General features: G+C 73.4%; 22 protein-coding genes. 13 read left to right on the plus strand and 9 right to left on the minus strand.

What is annotated here, in order from left to right; all coding sequences use genetic code 11:
* Positions 1-15: 15 nt before the first annotated feature.
* On the minus strand, positions 16-984 hold the full coding sequence (locus ACIRBY_RS30495; protein WP_403906589.1) for a DMT family transporter: 969 nt from the start codon (positions 982-984) through the stop codon (positions 16-18).
* 74 nt (positions 985-1,058) lie between these two features.
* Between ACIRBY_RS30495 and ACIRBY_RS30500 the strand changes: the two genes are divergently transcribed.
* Positions 1,059-1,967, plus strand: a complete 909-nt coding sequence (locus tag ACIRBY_RS30500; protein ID WP_403906590.1) for a LysR family transcriptional regulator — start codon at positions 1,059-1,061, stop codon at positions 1,965-1,967.
* Here the strand turns inward: ACIRBY_RS30500 and ACIRBY_RS30505 are convergent.
* Positions 1,964-2,437: a pyridoxamine 5'-phosphate oxidase family protein gene (locus ACIRBY_RS30505; RefSeq protein WP_403906591.1), complete on the minus strand. Its 474-nt coding sequence runs from the start codon at positions 2,435-2,437 to the stop codon at positions 1,964-1,966. The two genes, ACIRBY_RS30500 and ACIRBY_RS30505, sit on opposite strands and share 4 nt — an antisense overlap.
* Positions 2,438-2,513: 76 nt before the next feature.
* On the opposite strand from ACIRBY_RS30505, the gene ACIRBY_RS30510 reads away from it, so the two are divergent.
* From ACIRBY_RS30510 to ACIRBY_RS30545, 8 genes are all read left to right on the plus strand, one after another.
* Positions 2,514-3,128 carry a cysteine hydrolase gene (locus ACIRBY_RS30510; RefSeq protein ID WP_403906594.1) on the plus strand — a complete coding sequence of 205 codons (615 nt, stop codon included), beginning with the start codon at positions 2,514-2,516 and terminating at the stop codon, positions 3,126-3,128.
* Between the two features lie 18 nt (positions 3,129-3,146).
* Entirely contained in the window at positions 3,147-3,998 is an 852-nt protein-coding gene (locus ACIRBY_RS30515; protein ID WP_403906597.1) for a HipA family kinase, read from the plus strand.
* Complete coding sequence (locus ACIRBY_RS30520; RefSeq protein WP_366456330.1) at positions 3,995-4,378, plus strand: DUF3037 domain-containing protein; 384 nt, start codon at positions 3,995-3,997, stop codon at positions 4,376-4,378. Before ACIRBY_RS30515 ends, ACIRBY_RS30520 begins: the two co-directional genes overlap by 4 nt.
* 201 nt (positions 4,379-4,579) lie before the next feature.
* On the plus strand, positions 4,580-5,341 hold the full coding sequence (gene fabG / locus ACIRBY_RS30525) for a 3-oxoacyl-ACP reductase FabG (RefSeq protein WP_403906600.1): 762 nt from the start codon (positions 4,580-4,582) through the stop codon (positions 5,339-5,341).
* 29 nt (positions 5,342-5,370) lie between these two features.
* A complete protein-coding gene (locus tag ACIRBY_RS30530; RefSeq protein WP_403906602.1) occupies positions 5,371-6,132 on the plus strand; it encodes an SDR family oxidoreductase in 762 nt (253 codons plus the stop codon).
* Between the two features lie 153 nt (positions 6,133-6,285).
* The gene (locus tag ACIRBY_RS30535) at positions 6,286-7,869 is read left to right on the plus strand and encodes an ABC transporter substrate-binding protein (protein WP_403906604.1); all 1,584 of its coding nucleotides are present in this window, start codon (positions 6,286-6,288) and stop codon (positions 7,867-7,869) included.
* A 123-nt stretch (positions 7,870-7,992) separates the two neighbouring features.
* The gene (locus ACIRBY_RS30540; protein WP_042818237.1) at positions 7,993-8,661 is read left to right on the plus strand and encodes a uracil-DNA glycosylase; all 669 of its coding nucleotides are present in this window, start codon (positions 7,993-7,995) and stop codon (positions 8,659-8,661) included.
* A 50-nt stretch (positions 8,662-8,711) separates the two neighbouring features.
* Positions 8,712-9,242 carry a hypothetical protein gene (locus ACIRBY_RS30545; RefSeq protein WP_403906607.1) on the plus strand — a complete coding sequence of 177 codons (531 nt, stop codon included), beginning with the start codon at positions 8,712-8,714 and terminating at the stop codon, positions 9,240-9,242.
* 42 nt (positions 9,243-9,284) lie between these two features.
* On the opposite strand, the gene ACIRBY_RS30550 is transcribed toward ACIRBY_RS30545, so the two are convergent.
* A complete protein-coding gene (locus tag ACIRBY_RS30550) occupies positions 9,285-9,845 on the minus strand; it encodes a hypothetical protein (protein ID WP_403906610.1) in 561 nt (186 codons plus the stop codon).
* Between the two features lie 118 nt (positions 9,846-9,963).
* On the minus strand, positions 9,964-10,488 hold the full coding sequence (locus ACIRBY_RS30555; RefSeq protein WP_403906613.1) for a DinB family protein: 525 nt from the start codon (positions 10,486-10,488) through the stop codon (positions 9,964-9,966).
* Between the two features lie 83 nt (positions 10,489-10,571).
* On the opposite strand from ACIRBY_RS30555, the gene ACIRBY_RS30560 reads away from it, so the two are divergent.
* Positions 10,572-11,483 (plus strand): Gfo/Idh/MocA family protein, encoded by a 912-nt coding sequence (locus ACIRBY_RS30560; RefSeq protein ID WP_403906615.1) that lies wholly within the window; start codon positions 10,572-10,574, stop codon positions 11,481-11,483.
* Here the strand turns inward: ACIRBY_RS30560 and lnt are convergent.
* From lnt to ACIRBY_RS30585, 5 genes are all read right to left on the minus strand, one after another.
* Positions 11,422-13,008 carry an apolipoprotein N-acyltransferase gene (lnt, locus tag ACIRBY_RS30565; protein ID WP_403906618.1) on the minus strand — a complete coding sequence of 529 codons (1,587 nt, stop codon included), beginning with the start codon at positions 13,006-13,008 and terminating at the stop codon, positions 11,422-11,424. The genes ACIRBY_RS30560 and lnt overlap by 62 nt on opposite strands.
* Positions 13,009-13,075: 67 nt before the next feature.
* Positions 13,076-13,537 (minus strand): nuclear transport factor 2 family protein, encoded by a 462-nt coding sequence (locus ACIRBY_RS30570; RefSeq protein WP_403906621.1) that lies wholly within the window; start codon positions 13,535-13,537, stop codon positions 13,076-13,078.
* 69 nt (positions 13,538-13,606) lie between these two features.
* Positions 13,607-13,783 (minus strand): hypothetical protein, encoded by a 177-nt coding sequence (locus ACIRBY_RS30575; protein ID WP_366454202.1) that lies wholly within the window; start codon positions 13,781-13,783, stop codon positions 13,607-13,609.
* A gap of 113 nt (positions 13,784-13,896) precedes the next feature.
* Positions 13,897-14,775 (minus strand): undecaprenyl-diphosphate phosphatase, encoded by an 879-nt coding sequence (locus ACIRBY_RS30580; RefSeq protein ID WP_403906623.1) that lies wholly within the window; start codon positions 14,773-14,775, stop codon positions 13,897-13,899.
* A 48-nt stretch (positions 14,776-14,823) separates the two neighbouring features.
* Entirely contained in the window at positions 14,824-15,540 is a 717-nt protein-coding gene (locus tag ACIRBY_RS30585; RefSeq protein ID WP_403906627.1) for a TVP38/TMEM64 family protein, read from the minus strand.
* Positions 15,541-15,732: 192 nt separating this feature from the next.
* Between ACIRBY_RS30585 and ACIRBY_RS30590 the strand changes: the two genes are divergently transcribed.
* The 3 genes from ACIRBY_RS30590 to ACIRBY_RS30600 all read left to right on the plus strand — a co-directional run bounded on the left by ACIRBY_RS30590 (position 15,733) and on the right by ACIRBY_RS30600 (position 18,103).
* Positions 15,733-15,873 (plus strand): hypothetical protein, encoded by a 141-nt coding sequence (locus tag ACIRBY_RS30590; RefSeq protein ID WP_403906629.1) that lies wholly within the window; start codon positions 15,733-15,735, stop codon positions 15,871-15,873.
* Between the two features lie 90 nt (positions 15,874-15,963).
* A complete protein-coding gene (gene tuf, locus ACIRBY_RS30595; protein ID WP_403906632.1) occupies positions 15,964-17,145 on the plus strand; it encodes an elongation factor Tu in 1,182 nt (393 codons plus the stop codon).
* 85 nt (positions 17,146-17,230) lie between these two features.
* Positions 17,231-18,103 (plus strand): patatin-like phospholipase family protein, encoded by an 873-nt coding sequence (locus tag ACIRBY_RS30600; protein ID WP_403906634.1) that lies wholly within the window; start codon positions 17,231-17,233, stop codon positions 18,101-18,103.
* Positions 18,104-18,106: the final 3 nt, after the last annotated feature.

Raw genomic sequence — 18,106 nt, forward strand, 5'->3', positions numbered from 1 at the left:
GCGGGCTGCCGCGGCTCAGGCGGCCTTGCGGGCCGGCGGTCGGGCCTGGGTGAGTGCCGCACCCGCCAGGACGACGGCGGCGCCCAGCGGGGTGTTCCAGTGGAGCTGTTCGCCCAGGACCAGGACGCCCGCCGTGGTGGCGATCACCGGGATGAAGTAGGTGACCATCTGCGCCGTGGTCGGGCCGATCTCCGTCACCAGGCCGTACTGCATCTGGAGCGCCACGCCCGTGCCCAGCGCCCCCAGGGTGACCACCGCGAGGGTCGGCCACAGCGGGAAGGAGGCGGGCGCCGAGGTGAACAGGGCGCTGACGGCGGCCAGCTGGAGGGTCGAGACGGACAGCTGCCCCGCCGTCATGGCGACCGGTGAGCCGGCGGTCCCGGCCAGGGTGCGGCGGACGTAGATCCAGCCGATCGGGTAGCTGAGCGAGGCCAGCAGGGCCAGGGCCGTGCCCTTGGCGTCGACGCCCGCGAAGCCCTGCCAGGCGCCGAGCACGGTCAGCACGCCCAGGAAGCCGATGCCCAGCCCCGCGAACCGGCGGCGCGTGGGGCGGTCCTCGGAGAGGGCGACCAGCGAGAGCGCCATGCCCCACAGCGGCGAGGTGGCGTTGCAGATCCCGGCCAGCGTCGAGGTGATGGTCTGCTCGGCGTAGGCGAAGAGCGCGAAGGGGGCGGTGTTCAGCAGGAGCGCGGCCACCGTCAGGTGCCCCCAGGTGCGCAGGCCGCGGGGGAGCGGCTCGCGGCGCACCAGCAGGACCGCCACCAGGGCGAGCGCCCCGAAGAACACCCGGCCGAGGGCGACCTGGAAGGGGGCGTACGCCTCGGTACCCACCTTGATGAAGAGGAAGCTGAAGCCCCACACCACCGAGAGGAAGGCGAAGCGCACGCGCCAGTCGAAGGCGCCGGTACGGTCGGCCCCGCGCAGGGGGGCGGAGGAGGTGATCGGGGCGGAGGGGGCGGGGCGAGGGGTGGCGGGTGCGCTCATGGGCTTCACTCTGCTGCGCGTGACCTCGTAGGACAAGCGAGATTTCCTGCGCATGACGGCGTAGCATCGCTTACATGTTGAGCCTGGAACGCCTGCGCACCCTCGATGCCCTCGCCCGCCACGGCTCGGTCAGCGGGGCGGCGTGCGGACTCCATGTGACCACGTCGGCGGTCTCGCAGCAGATGGCCAAGCTGGAGCGGGAGGTCGGCCAGCCCCTGCTGGCCAAGAACGGCCGCGGCATCCGGCTCACCGACGCCGGGCGGCTGCTCGCCGACCACGCGGCCCGGATCATCTCCCAGGTGGAGCTCGCCCAGGCCGACGTGGAGGCCCAGCGCGGCCGCGCGGTGGGGGAGCTGCGGATCGGGGCCTTCCCCACCGCCATGCGCGGGCTGCTGCCCCAGACCCTGACGGCCCTGCGCGCCGGCCACCCCGAACTGCGGGTGCTGGTACGGGAGAAGGAGCCGGAGGAGAGCATGGCGGCGGTGGTCCGGGGCGACCTCGACATGGCCCTGGCCATCGACTGGCACAACAAGCGGATGCCGGTCCCGGCCGAGCTGACCCGCGTCCACCTCCTCGACGACGCCGCCGACATCGCGGTCCCCCGGGACCACCCGCTGGCCGGCCGGACGCAGATCTCCCTCGCGGAGTTCGCCGACGACGACTGGATCTCCTGGAACGAGGGGCAGTTCTGCCACGAGTGGCTGGTCTTCACCCTGCGCGGGACGGGCGTCGAGCCGCGCGTCGCGCACATCGCCGAGGAGCACCACACCCAGCTCGCCTTCGTGGAGGCCGGCCTGGGCGTGTGCGTGACGCCCCGGCTGGGTCGGGGGCCGGTGCCGCCGGGGGTCCGCCTGCTGCCGGTGAGCGACACCGTACGGCGCCACGTGTACGCCGTCTGGCGCGCGGACGCCGACCGCCGGCCCTCCCTCCGCGCGGCCGTCGAGGCCCTGAGGGCGGCGGCCGCCGGGGTGCGGGGGTCCTAGAGCTTGCGGAAGTCCCAGGACACGATCGCGTCCGGGGTCAGGCGGATCCAGGCGTGCCGGCCGTCGTGCGGCATCTCCTCGATGCCGAAGTTCTTCCGCGGGAAGATCCGCTCCGCCTCCGCGAGCTCCGGGCAGGGCTCGCCCGTGCGCGGGGCCTCGCCGACGAAGGCCGCCGTGCCCGACAGCTCGACCCCGCGCAGCTCCCCGTACTCCTCTCCCGCGTCCACCACCACCGAGATCCGGGGGTCCCGCCGCAGGTCGGACCAGCGGCGGCTGCGGGTGATCGAGTACAGCCACAGCGAGGTGCCGTCCCAGGCGAACCACAGGGCGCCCACGTGCGGGCGCCCGTCCGGGGAGACCGTCGCCACCCGGCAGGTGCGCCGCTCGCGCAGGAAGGCGTCCACCTCCTGCCCGGTCATCATGATGCGGCGGCCCCGCCGCTGCGCCCCCTGCCCGCGTGTCCCGTCCATAGGTCCCGCACCCCTTCACATCTGACTGTGTGTCAGGAATCATGCGTCCTCTTCCGTCGACGCACCAGGGGGAGCCATGCCGGAGTCCGATCCCGCCGCCACCGCGCTGCTCACCGTCGAATGCCAGAACGGGGTCGTCGGCGAGGAGAGCGCCCTGCCCGAGCTCGCGAAGGAGGCGCGCGACTCCGGGATGCTCGACCGGGTGGCCGCGCTCGTCGACGCCGCGCGCGGGGCCGGGGTGCAGGTGGTGCACGCGGTCGCCGAGCGGCGCCCGGACGGGCTCGGGGCCAACACCAACGCGCGGCTCTTCCGGGCCGCCGGGAGGCTGCCCGTGCGCCAGCTGACCGGCAGCCGGGCGGTGGAGGTCGCCGCCCCCCTCACGGTGGACGCGCGGGACCTGGTGGTCCGCCGGCTCCACGGGCTCTCCCCGATGGCCGGAACCGACCTGGACGCCCTGCTGCGCAACCTCGGCGTGCGGACCCTCGTCGTCACCGGGGTCTCCTCCAACATCGCGATCCCGAACACCGTCTTCGACGCGGTGAACCTCGGCTACGAGGTCGTGGTCCCGGCCGACGCCATCGCCGGGGTGCCCGCCTCCTGCACCGCCGAGGTGATCCGCAACTCGCTCGCCCTGGTGGCGTCCGTCACCACGGCCGAAGCGCTCATCACCCGGTGGGCCGCGCGGGGCTGACCCCCGTAACCTGGCCGGATGTTGTCCGAAGTGATCGCGACGCGCTACGTCACGCCCCTGCGTGAGGGCGGCTCGCTCCCGGGAATCGTCGAGGCCGACGACCTCGGTACCTACGTCATGAAATTCACCGGAGCCGGCCAGGGCCGCAAGACCCTGGTCGCCGAGGTCGTCTGCGGGCGCCTCGCCCAGCGGCTGGGGCTGAGGGTCCCGCGGCTGGTGCAGATGCAGCTCGACCCCGTCATCGGGCTCGCCGAGCCCGACCAGGAGGTGCAGGAGCTGCTCAAGGCCAGCGGCGGCCTCAACCTCGGCATGGACTACCTGCCCGGCTCGATCGGCTTCGACCCGCTCGCCTACCGGGCCGACCCGGCCGAGGCCGGGCGCGTCGTCTGGTTCGACGCGCTGATCAACAACGTCGACCGGTCCTGGCGCAATCCGAACATGCTGGTCTGGCACGGCGACCTCTGGCTCATCGACCACGGCGCCACGATGATCTGGCACCACAACTGGCCCACCGCCCAGGCCGCGGCCGCCAAGCCCTACAACGCCTCCGACCACGTCCTGGCCCCCGTCGGCCCGGACGTCGCGGCCGCCGCCGCCGAGCTGGCCCCCCTCGTGACCGAGGAGCTGCTCACCGAGGTCGCGGCCGACGTCCCCGACGAGTGGCTCGTCGACGAGCCCGGCTTCGACTCCGCCGACGCGGTACGGCGCGCCTACGTGGAGGCGCTGCTGCCGCGCGCGGCCACGATCCACGAGAGGATCACCATGGAGGCCGAGGTCAGGCCGCAGTCCGGTCCGCCGGGCTGGCTCGCCGAGCGCCTCCCTCCCCAGTCGGACAAGAACGAGAACAAGCAGAAGAGCGGCGACGAGTGACCAAGCGGGACGTGTTCGAATACGCGCTGGTGCGCGTGGTGCCCCGGATGGAGCGCGGCGAGTGCTTCAACGCCGGTGTCATCGTCTACTGCCGTGCGCACTCCTACGTCGCCGCGCGCACCCACCTCGACGAGGCCAAGCTCCTCGCCCTGGACCCGCAGGCCGACGTGGCCGGCGTCAGGGCCGCGCTGCGCGGGGTCGAGGGGCTGTGCGAGGGCGGCGAGCGGGCGGGCCAGGCGGCGGGCGACGACGCGGGGCGGCGGTTCCGCTGGCTGATCGCCCCCCGCAGCACCGTGGTCCAGCCGGGTCCGGTGCACACCGGCCTGACCGCCGATCCCGCCGCGGAGGTGGAGCGCCTGCTGGACCTGCTGGTCCGCTGACCGGGCGGCCCGCGGGCCCGCCGCCGCGCCGTCCGGGGCCCGCGCCGCCCCGGACGGCGGACGGCGGCCCCGCGGCGCGAACGCCACCGGGCCGGGACCCCGTTGACACGCGGTGCCGCGACTCCTAGCGTCTCCTCAGCTGAAGCTACTAAGCGGTTGCTCACCTCGGGCGGCCGTCTCTCAAGGGCGAGGAGAACCAGCATGTCCACCACCGAGCAGCGCGTCGCGATCGTCACCGGGGCGGCCCGGGGCATCGGCGCGGCCACCGCCCTGCGCCTGGCCGCCGAGGGCCGGGCCGTCGCCGTGCTCGACCTCGACGAGTCGGCCTGCAAGGACACCGTGGAGGCGATCACGGCGGCCGGCGGCAGGGCCCTGGCGGTCGGCTGCGACGTCTCCGACGCCGCCCAGGTGGAGGCGGCCGTCGAGCGGGTCGCGAGCACGCTGGGCGCCCCGACCATCCTCGTGAACAACGCGGGCGTGCTCCGCGACAACCTGCTCTTCAAGATGAGCGACACCGACTGGGACACCGTCATGAACGTGCACCTGCGCGGGGCGTTCCTGATGGCGCGGGCCTGTCAGAAGCACATGGTGGAGGCCAAGTTCGGCCGCGTCGTGAACCTCTCCAGCAGCTCCGCGCTGGGCAACCGCGGCCAGGCCAACTACGCCGCCGCCAAGGCCGGCCTCCAGGGCTTCACCAAGACCCTGGCCATCGAGCTCGGCAAGTTCGGCGTCACCGCCAACGCCGTCGCCCCCGGCTTCATCGCCACCGAGATGACCGCGCAGACCGCCGCCCGCGTCGGCATGGGCTTCGAGGAGTTCCAGCTCGCCGCCGCCACGCAGATCCCGGTGCAGCGCGTGGGCCGCCCCGAGGACGTGGCCAACGCCATCGCCTTCTTCACCGGCGAGGCCGCGGGCTTCGTCTCCGGCCAGGTGCTCTACGTGGCCGGCGGCCCGCTCAACTGACGACACCCCCGAGAGGCAGGGCGTACGGAATGGCGTACAACGGCACGGACAGCGGCAGGGTCGCACTGGTCACCGGTGCGAGCCGGGGGATCGGCTACGGGATCGCCGAGGCGCTGGTCGCCCGGGGCGACCGGGTCGTGATCACGGGGCGCAACGAGGACGCGCTCAAGGAGGCCGTCGAACGGCTCGGGGCCGATCGGGTGGTCGGCGTGGCCGGGAAGGCGCACGACGAGGCCCACCAGGCCGTCGCCGTGGACCGGGCGATGGAGGCCTTCGGCCGCGTGGACTTCCTGGTGAACAACGCGGGCACCAACCCGGTCTTCGGGCCGATCGCCGACCTGGACCTCCAGGTGGCGCGGAAGGTCTTCGAGACCAACGTGATCTCGGCGCTCGGCTTCGCCCAGCGGACCTGGCACGCCTGGCAGAAGGACAACGGCGGGGCGATCGTCAACATCGCCTCGATCGCCGGGGTCTCCGCCTCGCCCTTCATCGGGGCGTACGGCATGAGCAAGGCCGCGATGATCAACCTCACGCTCCAGCTCGCCCACGAGATGGCGCCGGGGGTCCGGGTCAACGCGATCGCCCCGGCCGTGGTCAAGACGAGGTTCGCGCAGGCGCTCTACGAGGGCCGCGAGCAGGAGGCAGCGGCGGCCTACCCGCTCGGCCGGCTCGGGGTCCCGGAGGACATCGGGGGCGCGGCCGCATTTCTTACATCTGCACAAGCGGAATGGATTACTGGACAAACCCTGGTGGTCGACGGGGGAATGTTCCTGAATGCCGGTGTGCACTGACCGATAACCGGACGTATTTGCCTCCCAATGGGAGGCAAATACGTATCGAACATGCGCGAAATCGGTCAAGAGCCTCACGAAACCTGCCCATTGGATTTGTGACGCTCTGAGGTAGGGTCTGCCGCACCCGGTGGCTGATCGAGGAGCGTGCACGTGTTCAACCGGACCAGATGCCTGCAGGTCCCTGCGGCCCTTGCGTCCATATCCCTGGTCGCCGGATGCGGTCTGCTGTCGGACGACTCCGACGCCGCCGCGAAGAGGATCACCGTCGGCACGACGAGCGCCCCGAGCACCCTCGACCCCGCCGCGGCCTGGGACGGTTCCTGGGAGCTCTACCGGAACATCTACCAGACCCTCCTGGCGTTCCCCACGGGCAGCACCAAGCCGCAGCCCGACGCCGCCCAGAGCTGCGAGTTCACCGACACGGCGAACATGGCGTACCGGTGCGTACTGCGCAAGGGACTGAAGTTCTCCGACGGCGAGCCGCTCGACTCCAAGGCGGTCAAGCACTCCCTCGACCGGATCAGGACGATCAACTCCCAGGTCGGTCCCAAGGGCCTCTTCGAGAGCCTGGACAAGATCGAGGCCCCGGACGCGCTCACGGTCGTCTTCCACCTGAAGACCCCCGACGCGACCTTCCCGTACGTCCTCGGCTCGCCCGCCGCCTCGCTCGTCGCGCCCAAGGACTACCCGGCCGACAAGCTCCGCACCGACGGCAAGGTCACCGGCTCCGGCCCGTACCTGCTGACCTCGTACAAGGAGGGCTCCGAGGCGGTCCTCGGCGGCAACGAGACCTACCAGGGCTTCGCCAACCGCCGCAACGACGGCGTCACCATCCGGTACTTCAAGAAGTCCGACGAGATGGTCGCGGCCCTGAAGAACAAGGACATCGACGCCACCTACCGAGGCCTGTCGGCGGCGGAGATCAAGGACCTGCAGAGCCCCGCCTCGCACAACCAGGGCGTCCAGGTCGTCGAGAACGTCGGCGCCGAGATCCGCTACCTGGTCTTCAACCCCAAGGACCCGCAGGTCGCCAAGCCGCAGGTGCGCCAGGCCATCGCCCAGATCGTCGACCGCGGGGCGCTCGTCACCAAGGTCTACCAGGGCACCGCCGAGCCGCTGTACTCGATGGTCCCCAAGGGGGTCGTCGGCCACAAGACGCCGTTCTACGACCTGTACGGCAACGCGGACGTCAACAAGGCGCGCAAGATCCTCCAGGGCGCCAACATCAACACGCCGGTGGAGCTGACCTTCTGGTACACCACCGACCGCTACGGCGGTTCCACCGCCGACGAGTTCACCGAACTCAAGCGGCAGCTGGACGAGAGCGGCCTGTTCAAGATCACCCTGCGCGGAAAGCCCTGGAAGGACTTCCAGGTCGGCTACAAGAACGGCGAATACCCGGTCTTCGGCCGCGGCTGGTTCCCCGACTTCCCGGACCCGGACAACTTCATCGCGCCCTTCGTCGGCAAGGAGAACGCGGTCGGCACCCCGTACGAGCCGGCCCCGATCCTGAACGAGATCCTGCCCAAGTCCCGCCGCGAGAGCGACCGTGCGGCCGGCGTCCGGGAGTTCGAGCAGGCCCAGCAGATCTTCGCGCAGGACGTCCGGCTGCTGCCGCTGTGGCAGGGCAAGCTCTACGTCGGCGCCCGCGAGGACATCGCCGGGGCCGAGCGGGCCCTGGACCCCCAGACCGCCATGCAGATGTGGGAGTTGTACCGCAAGACCAGCTGGTGACGACGGCGTGACAGCGGGTGGCGGCGGGTGGCGGCGCAGACCGGGCGGCGCCGCTGTCAGTGGCGCCCGGTAGGTTCTGAGCAGTTGCACGAACTTGTACCGGAGGTTGTCGACGTGACCCAGATGCTGCCCGAGTCGTGGCTCCCCGTCCTCGGCGGGGAGCTGGACCAGCCCTACTTCAAGGAGCTCACCGAGTTCGTCGAGAAGGAGCGGGCGAACGGGCCGGTCTACCCGCCGCGCGAGCAGGTCTTCGCCGCCCTGGAGGCCACGCCGTTCGACAAGGTGAAGGTGCTCGTCCTCGGCCAGGACCCGTACCACGGCGCCGGCCAGGGGCACGGCCTCTGCTTCTCCGTGCAGCCCGGGGTCAAGACCCCGCCCTCGCTGCGCAATATTTACAAGGAGATGAAGGAGGAGCTCGGCCTGGAGGTCCCGGACAACGGGTACCTGATGCCGTGGGCCCAGCAGGGCGTCCTCCTGCTGAACGCCGTCCTCACGGTCCGCGAGGCCGAGCCCAACTCGCACAAGGGCAAGGGCTGGGAGAAGTTCACCGACGCGGTGATCCGCGCCGTCTCCGACCGTCCCGACCCGTCCGTGTTCGTCCTCTGGGGCGCCTACGCCCAGAAGAAGATCCCGCTCATCGACCAGGAGCGGCACGTCATCGTCAAGGGCGCCCACCCCTCGCCGCTGTCGGCCAAGAAGTTCTTCGGGTCCCGGCCCTTCACGCAGATCAACGAGGCCGTCGCCGCCCAGGGCCATGAGCCGATCGACTGGCGGATCCCGGACCTGGGCTGACACCCCACCGCGCCTCGGCGCCAGAGGCGCTGCCTCCGGTTAGCTTCTTGATGATCGGACCGGATCAGGTCCGGCGGAGCGAGCCGGAGGCCCCGTTGACGGAGCAGCAGCAGGAGGCGTCGGAGGACGCCGTCATGACCAGGATCGGCCAGGCGGTCATCCTGCTGCACGCCGGGGACCGCGAGGAGGCCCGCAACCGGCTCTGCGAGATCTGGTCCGAGATCGGCGAGGAGGGCGACTCCCTGCACCGCTGCACCCTCGCCCACTACATGGCCGACACCCAGGACGACCCCGCCGACGAGCTGGCCTGGGACCTGAGGGCCCTGAACGCCGCGGACGGTCTCGGCGAGGCGGTCCGGGTCTTCTACCCCTCGCTGCACCTCAGCCTCGCGGCCGACTACGTCAAACTGGGCCGGCCCGAGGCCGCGAGGGTGCACCTCGCGCAGGCCCGGGCCGCCACCCGGGCCCTGCCCGACGACGGGTACGGCAACGGCGTGCGGGACTCCCTGGCCCGGCTGGAGCGCCGGCTCGCGGCGGAGGCGGGACCGGGACCCCGGCCGTTCCCCGAGCAGTCGCCCTAGGAACCCGGCCGGGGCGGCCCCGGGCCGCCGCCAGGGCCCCGCTCAGCCGTCGTGCACGCCCGCGCAGATGCGGCTCTCCGGGCTGTCCGGCTGCCAGTGCCCGTGCCGCCGGCCCAGCGCGCACACGTCCGCCGGGCGGACCGGCAGCTCCCGCGCCAGCTCGCGCGGCACCCGCGCGTCGGGCCGTACGGGCCCGGGAAGGCCCTCCGGGAGCCGCTGGGCGTGCCCGGCGGGCCTGCGGGGCTCGGGGATGTCCGGGACGGCCCGGACGTCCTGCGCGGCCTCCTCCGCCCCCGCGCCCCCCGCGGGGCTCCCGGGCGCGGTGCGCGCCGTCCCCCGGCCCGCCACCGTGGGGGCCGACGGCCGTACGGAGCCGTCCCGGGGCACGGCCTTCAGCGCCTCCAGGGCGGGCGCCTCGACCACCACCGGCACGAGCGGCCCCGGGCCCCCGCGCGGCTCCTGCCGGGGCTGCACCCCGTCGGCGGATCCCGCCGGCCGCATCGGCGCGGGGCTCACGTTCACGCAGCCGGAGACCGCCGAGACCGCCGAGACGGCGCAGGCGGCTCCGAGGAGCAGTTTCGTCGAGGTTCGGGTTGGATGCACCCGCGCAACTCTGCTCTGCGAGGGCCCCGTTGCGAAAACCCTGAGCCGATATTCACCCCGCACGGGTGACGCGGAGGGGGTGTCCGGCGGACACCGCCCTGCGGGGACCGGGCCGCGGCTACTCGCCGGTGGCGCCGTCGATGTGCTCGCGCAGCAGGTCGGCGTGGCCGTTGTGGCGGGCGTACTCCTCGATCATGTGCGTGTAGATCCAGCGGAGGCTGAACACCTCGCCCCGGTGGTGGCTCGCCGCGTCGGAGAGCGCGTCGAGGGAGCGGTCCGCCGCCGCCCGGCGGGCCAGCCCGACCTCGTCGCGCCAGACCTCCTGCGCCTCGGCCCAGGTGTCCCGGGCGGTGAAGTCGAAGTCCCCGTCCCGGTTTTCCCGGGTGCTGTACAGGTCGGGCAGGTCCTCGCCCAGCGAGATCTCCCGGAACCAGTACCGCTCCACCTCCGCCATGTGCCGGACGAGGCCCATCAGGCTCAGCGCGGAGGGCCGCAGCGGGGTGCTGCGCAGCTGCTCGTCGGAGAGGCCCTCGCACTTCCAGGCGAGGGTGGCGCGGTGGTAGTCGAGCCAGCCGTCCAGCATCTCCCGCTCGCCGGCGGTGGTGGAGGGCTCGGGGCGGCGGTCCGCCGGGGAGGTGGTCATGGCCGCCATCCTGGTCGAACGCGCCGCCGGCGACCAGCGATTAAGCTGCGGAGTCCCATACGGCACATACCAGGAGGCTCCCGGTGAAGGTCGGCGTCATCGGACTCGGCGACATCGCACAGAAGGCGTACCTGCCCGTCCTCACCACCCGTCCCGGGGTCGAACTGCACCTGCAGACCCGCACCCCCGCCACGCTGCAGCGGCTCGGCGCGGTCCACCACGTCCCCGAGGGACGCCGCCACGCCTCGCTCGACGCGCTGATCGCCCAGGGCCTCGACGCCGCCTTCGTGCACGCCCCGACCGGCGCCCACCCCGAGATCGTGGAGCGGCTGCTGGAGGCGCGCGTGCCCACGTACGTGGACAAGCCGCTCGCCTACGAGCTCGCGGACTCGCGCCGCCTGGTCGAGCTGGCCGAGGAGCGCGGCACCTCGCTCTTCGTCGGCTTCAACCGCCGCCACGCGCCCGGCTACGCGCAGTGCGCCGACCTCCCGCGCGACCTGATCGTCCTGCAGAAGAACCGGGTCGGGCTGCCCGAGGACCCGCGCACCCTGGTCCTGGACGACTTCATCCACGTCGTCGACACCCTGCGCTTCCTGCTGCCCGGCGAGGCCGACCACATCGACGTCCGCGCCGTGGTGCGCGAGGGGCTGATGTCGCAGGTGGTGCTCCAGATGTCCGGCGAGGGATTCACGGCGCTCGGCATCATGAACCGGCTGTCCGGCTCCACCGAGGAGGTCCTGGAGGTGTCCGGACAGGACTCGAAGCGCCAGGTCGTCAACCTCGCCGAGATCATCGACCACAAGGGCCAGCCGACCGTCCGCCGGCGCGGCGACTGGGTCCCCGTGGCCCGCCAGCGCGGCATCGAGCAGGCCGTTGACACCTTCATGGAGGCGGTGGAGACCGGGAAGGTGCTCAGCGCCCGGGACGCCCTGCTCACCCACGAGCTGTGCGAGCGGGTGGTGCTGACGGCTCTGGAGCAGAGCCGGCGACCCTGACCGCCCGGGCGCCCCGCACCGCGCAGTAGAGGGCGAGCGCGGCCACGGACGCCGCGCCGGGCCAGTTCCCGAAGCGGACGAAGGGGGTCGTGCCCCGGGCGAGCGGCACCTCGTACACGGCCGCCGTGCTCGCCGAGGTGGGCAGGGCCCCGCCGATCCGCTCGCCCGAGGGACCGAAGACCGCGCTGACCCCGGTCAGGGTGGCGTGCACCACGGGGCGGCCGGTCTCGGCGGCGCGCAGGGCCGCCAGCGAGGCGTGCTGGGCCGGAGCCCAGCTGTGCTGGAACGTCGAGGTAGAGGACTGGGCGACCAGCACCCCGGCCCCCTCGCCCGCCAGGTGCCGGCTCATGTCGGGGAAGGCCGTCTCGAAGCACACCAGCGGACCGATCCGGACGCCGTCCGGCAGGTTCATGATCACCGGTCCCGCGCCCCGCATCCGGTCCTCGCCCGCCGCCTTGCCGACCGAGGTCGCCCAGCCCAGCACCGAGCGCGCCGGTACGTACTCGCCGAAGGGCACCAGCCGCATCTTGTCGTACCGGTCCCCGGTGGGCCCCTGGGGCCCGACCAGGACCGAGCTCTTGTAGATCCCGGGCCGGTCCGAGCGGCGGGCGTCCACGTTGACCAGGAGCGGGGCCCCGACCCGCGCGGCCAGCTCCGCCAGCCGCCGGGACAGGTCGGGCCGCGCCGCCAGGTCCGCGCCGACACTGCTCTCGCCCCACACCACCAGGTCGGGGCGGGTCCCCTCCAGGTCCGCGGTGAGGCGCTCCTGCGCCGCGAAGCGCTGGTCCGCGGAGTCCGCCCCCTCCATGGGGCCGGGCTGGACGACGGCCACGCGCAGCCCGCCCGCGGGCGCGGGGCGCGGCAGCCACAGCCACACCGCCCCCGTCAGCACGGCGCCCCCCGCGACCGCGGCCACCGCCACCCGCCGCGCCCCCGGCGCGGCCACCGCCAGCACCACCGCGCAGTTCACCGCCACCACCAGCAGGCTCACCAGCCACACCCCGCCCACGGAGGCCAGCCGCAGCGCCGCGGGCACCTGCCACTGGCTCGCCCCGAGCAGCCCCCACGGCCCGCCCAGCCCCTGCCAGGACCGGACCAGCTCCGACAGCAGCCACCCCGCCGGTACGAGGACCAGCGCCGCCGCGGCCCGCCCCGGAGCCGGCGCCCCGCCGAGCAGCTCCCGCACCAGCAGCGCCCAGGGGATCCACAGCAGCCCCAGCAGCGCGGCGACGGGTATCAGGAACACGTGCAGGCTCGGCAGCAGCCAGTGGTGCACCGCCACGATGAACCCCGCGCCGCCGAGCCAGCCCTCCCAGGCCGCCCGCCGCCCGGTCGGGGCGGTGCGCAGCAGCAGCATCCAGGGAACGAGGGCCACGTACGCCAGCCACCACAGCGCCGGGGCGGGGAAGGCCAGGCAGGGCAGCGCCCCGGCGGCCACCGCTCCCGCCGCCCGCCACCACCGGGTCCGCCCGCGGTGCCCGCCCCGCGCGCCGTGCCCGGTCCGCCCGCTCAGCTCCGCGACCATGAGGTGCCTCCGCATCCAGTGTGGGACCGCGCCCGGCGGGCCGCGCGGGCAGGTTCCGGGCCGTCCCTCAGGCCCGCACGTGGCGCCACTTCTCGTGCACGGTCACCCCGGTGAGCCGCCAGCCCTCCGGGGTGCGGGCGAGCGCGAAGGTGTAGCGCCCGGCGGTGACGAAGTCGGGGGAGGTGCCCCCGTCGCCCCCGCCCGCCAGCCGCATCGGGTTGAGGAAGTCGGCCAGCACCCGCGCGGTGTCCCCGGGGAACCCGTCCCGGTCCTCCAGCAGGATCCGCCGGTTGACGATGAGGTGCTGGCGGACCGGGAACAGCCGCATGGTCTCCGCGAGCCAGTCGGCCACCTCCCCGGCCGGCCCCTCCATGCCGCCGGCCGAGCCGTAGTCGGCCCGCCCGCCGGGGGCGAACAGGGCCCGGTAGGCCGCCCAGTCGCCGTCGTCGACGGCCGCCGCGTACCCCGAGACCACCTCGTCGACCGCCAGCCGGTCCATCACCGTCGCCAGGTCCACACGCTGCGTCATCGGGTCAGTGTGGGGCCGGCGGGCCACGGGGCCAAGGGGCGTGCGGCCACGGGATCTTCCCGGCCGCCCTCAGTGGCCGGAATGCGTCTCCCGCTGCCGGATCACGACCAGGAACGCGTCACTGGCCAGGTCCATCACCACCTCCGCCGGAACGCCCTCGCGCATCCGCTGGGCCGCGTACTCCTCCGCGGGCCAGCTCCCCCGCGGACTTCCGGCCGGAAACCGCTCCAGTACCACCCGACCCATGGGACACCCCCTGCTGTTCGCCGTACAGGTCTCTGCGGGCACAACGACGCGGAGGCCGCCCGGGAACGTTCCCGGGCGGCCTCCGTCGCCTGCGCGTGTCCGGAAGAGACGACCTAGCTGCCGCTCGCGCCGGCCTCCGCTTCGAGCACGCCCATGCCGATGAGGACGAACAGCGCGACGCCGAGCAGGATCCGGTAGATGACGAAGGGCATGAAGCTCTTGCTGGAGATGAACTTCATGAACCATGCGATGACGGCGTAGCCCACGAAGAAGGCGATCACCGTGGCGAGGATCGTCGGACCCCAGGTGATGTGGCCGGGGCTCTCGATCACGTCCTTGATCTCGAACGCGCCCGAGGCCAGTACGGCGGGGATGGCCAGCAGGAAGGAGTAGCGGGCCGCCGCCTCGCGCGTGAAGCCCAGCAGCAGACCGCCGGAGATCGTCGCACCCGAGCGCGAGACGCCCGGGATCAGCGCCATCGCCTGGCACACCCCGAAGATCAGGCCGTCCTTGACGCCCAGCTCCTTGAGCGTCTTGCGCTGCTTCACCACCCGGTGCCGGCCGCCCTCCTCGTCGCGCGAGGCCAGCCAGTCGGCGAAGCCGAGGATCAGGCCCATCACGATCAGGGTGGTGGCGGTCAGCCGCAGGTCACGGGCGGGGCCGGTGATCTGGTCCTTGAAGGCGACGCCCAGGACGCCGATCGGGATCGAGCCGACGATGACGAGCCAGCCCATCCGCGCGTCCTGCTCCGAGCGCAGGGACTTGGTGTACAGGGAGCGGAACCAGGTCGAGATGATCCGCGCGATGTCCTTGCGGAAGTAGATGAGCACGGCGGCCTCGGTGCCGATCTGGGTGATGGCGGTGAAGGCCGAACCCGGGTCGTGCCAGCCGGCGAAGGCCGCGGTCAGCCGCAGGTGCGCGCTGGAGGAGATCGGCAGGAACTCCGTGAGGCCTTGGACGAGACCGAGGATTAGGGATTCGAACCAGCTCATGTCGGGGTGCGCTCGTCCTTGTGATCGTCGGACAGTTCGGGTCCGATGCTAGGGCCCGTGGGGAGCGGCTCCGACCACAGGGGGGTGCACCGCCGAGGGCTCGCTCAGGGCCGGTTCCGCGAGCCGGTGGCGCTTGCGCCAGGCGACCGCGGCGGCGACCGCTCCGGAGACGGTGATGAACCCGGACGAGACGAGGAACGCGGGGGATCCGGGGGAGGAGGCGCTGGCCCCGGCGATCACGTAGGCGGCCGTGTTGGGCACCGTACCCAGGGCCGTGGCCAGCAGGAACGGGAGCCAGCCGCAGCGGGAGACCGCCGCCAGGTAGTTGGCTGCCGCGAACGGCACCCCGGGGAAGATCCGCACCGCCAGCACGGAGCGGAAGCCGTGCCGGGTCAGCTGGGCGTCGGCCGCCTTCAGCCAGCGCCCGCGCAGGAAGGGGCGCAGCGCCTCCTGGCCCATGGCCCGGCCCAGGCCGAAGGAGATCCCGGCGCCCAGCACCGTGCCGCCGATGGCCGCCACCAGCCCGAATGGGGTCCCGAAGACCGCCCCCGCGGCGAGGTTCAGCAGCGGCCGCGGCACGAACGCCGCCGTGCACAGTCCGTACGCGCCCGCGAACAGCAGCACCGCCGCGCCCACGGGGAGCCCCGGCGGCCAGCCCTCGGAGAGCAGCCGCTGGGGCTGGTAGACCAGCACGCAGACCCCGGCCGCCACGAGCAGTACGACGAGCAGCGACAGCCGCGTCCACGGCGCGAGGAGGAGGGACATCCGGGGAGGCTATCCGACCGGTGCGGCAGCCCGCCGTAATCCAGACCTCATCCGGACGGACGGAGGCGGACGGACGGAGGACGGGGAACGGGGCTCCTGCGGACGGCCCGGGGCGCACCGACAATTCATTCGACGTTCCCCTTCCCGTTAATTCGTTCGACGCGGCCCGCCCCCTCCGGCAGGATCGGCGGCATGTCCCGGTACGCCTTCCCCGCAGCGCCGTCCGCAGTCGCGGACGCGCCGAAGGCTGCCCTCTCCGCCTCCGCGGCCGTCGCCCTGGCAGAGGCCTTCGCCGCAGCGGCACACGCCGCCCTCGACGGCGCACGAAGCTGACCCTTCCCGGATCGTCCGGCGGACCCCGCAGGGGGAGGGTCGGTTCGCTCCAGGGGTCCCGTTCCAGCTTCGAGACACGGGAAAGAGACCATGGCCAAGACGGCCTTCACCCGCACCAAGCCGCACCTCAACATCGGCACCATGGGCCACGTCGACCACGGCAAGACCACCCTCACCGCCGCCATCACCAAGGTCCTCGCCGAGCGCGGCGGCGCCTCCTTCGTGCCGTTCGACCGGATCGACCGCGCCCCCGAGGAGGCCCGGCGCGGCATCACCATCAACCTCACGCACGTCGAGTACGAGACCGACACCCGCCACTACGCCCACGTCGACATGCCCGGCCACGCCGACTACATCAAGAACATGGTCACCGGCGCCGCCCAGCTCGACGGGGCCATCCTCGTCGTCTCCGCCCTCGACGGAGTCATGCCGCAGACCGCCGAGCACGTGCTCCTCGCCCGGCAGGTCGGGGTGGACCACATCGTGGTGGCCCTCAACAAGGCCGACGCCGGGGACCCGGAGCTGACCGACCTGGTCGAGCTGGAGGTCCGCGAGCTGCTCAGCGCCCACGGCTACGGGGGCGAGGAGGCGCCGGTGGTCCGGGTCTCCGGGCTCGGGGCGCTGGAGGGCGACCCGCGCTGGACCGGGGCGATCGAGGCGCTGCTCGACGCGGTCGACACCTATGTCCCGATGCCGGTGCGGTACACGGACGCGCCGTTCCTGCTGCCGGTCGAGAACGTCCTGACCATCACCGGCCGCGGCACCGTGGTGACCGGAGCCGTCGAGCGCGGCACCGTCCGGATCGGCGACCGGGTGGCGCTGCTCGGCGGCGAGGGCGAGCCGGTGGAGACCGTCGTCACGGGGCTGGAGACCTTCGGCAAGCCGATGGAGTCCGCAGAGGCGGGGGACAACGTCGCGCTGCTGCTGCGCGGCGTGCACCGCGACGGGGTGCGGCGCGGGCATGTGGTCGCCGCACCCGGCAGCGTGGCGCCGCGCCGGCGCTTCACCGCGCGGGTGTACGTGCTCTCCGGGCGCGAGGGCGGCCGGACGACCGCCCTGTCCTCCGGCTACCGGCCGCAGTTCTACATCCGCACCGCCGACGTGGTCGGCGACGTGGACCTGGGCGGGGCCGGGGTGGCCCGCCCCGGTGAGACGGTGACCATGACCGTCGAGCTGGGCCGGGACGTGCCCCTGGAGGCGGGGCTCGGCTTCGCGATCCGCGAGGGCGGGCGCACCGTCGGCGCGGGGACGGTGACCGAGGTCCTCGGGTAGCCCCGGCCGTGGTGGCGGCGGTCCGGCTTTGCCAGACTGCCGTCACCACACGGGTGCCTGCGGGCGGAGCGAGGGGCGGGCGGCGATGAGCGGCGACACGGCGGGCCGGACGGCACGCGGCACGGCACTGGTGCTCGGCGGGGGAGGCCTGACCGGCGTCGGCTGGGAGTCCGGGATCCTCTACGGGCTCGCCCGCGCCGGAGTGGACCTCGCCGCCGCCGACCTCGTCGTCGGCACCTCGGCAGGCTCGGTGGTCGGCGCCCAGCTGGCCTCCGGGCTGCTCACCCCGCGGGAGCTCTACGAGCGCCAGCTCGCCGACCCCGCCGGGGAGATCGCCGCGAAGCTGGGCGCGGGCCTCCTCGCCCGGTACGCCGTCGCCATGATCCGCTCGCGCGACGCCGCGGAGTACCGCCGGCGGGTCGGAGCCATGGCCCTGGCCGCCGACACCCCCGCCGAGGAGGACCGGCGCGAGGTCCTGGCGGCCCGGCTCGTCTCGCACGAGTGGCCCGAGCGGCGCCTGGTCGTCACCGCCGTCGACGCGCTGACCGGCGAGAGCGCCCCCTTCGACCGGGAGTGCGGGGCCGGGCTGGTGGACGCCGTCGCGGCGAGCTGCGCGGTGCCCGGGGTGTGGCCGCCCGTCACCATCGACGGCCGCCGGTACGTGGACGGCGGCGTCCGCTCCGCCACCAACGCCGACCTGGCGGCCGGCTACCGGCGCGTGGTGGTCCTCGCGCCGATGGCCCTCGGCGGGGGGAGGCTCCCCTCACCGGCGCAGGAGGCGGCGCGGCTGCGGGCCGAGGGGGCCCGGGTGCTGCTGATCACCCCGTCCGCCGAGGCCCGCAAGGCCTTCGGCCGCAACGTGCTCGACCCGGCCCGGCGGGCCCCCGCGGCGCGGGCGGGGCTGGCCCAGGCCGCCGCGCACGCGGCCGGGGCGGCCGCCGTCTGGTCGGCCGCGTGAGCG

Source organism: Streptomyces sp. NPDC096136 (genome assembly GCF_044763325.1).
In the GTDB taxonomy this organism is placed as follows: domain Bacteria; phylum Actinomycetota; class Actinomycetes; order Streptomycetales; family Streptomycetaceae; genus Streptomyces.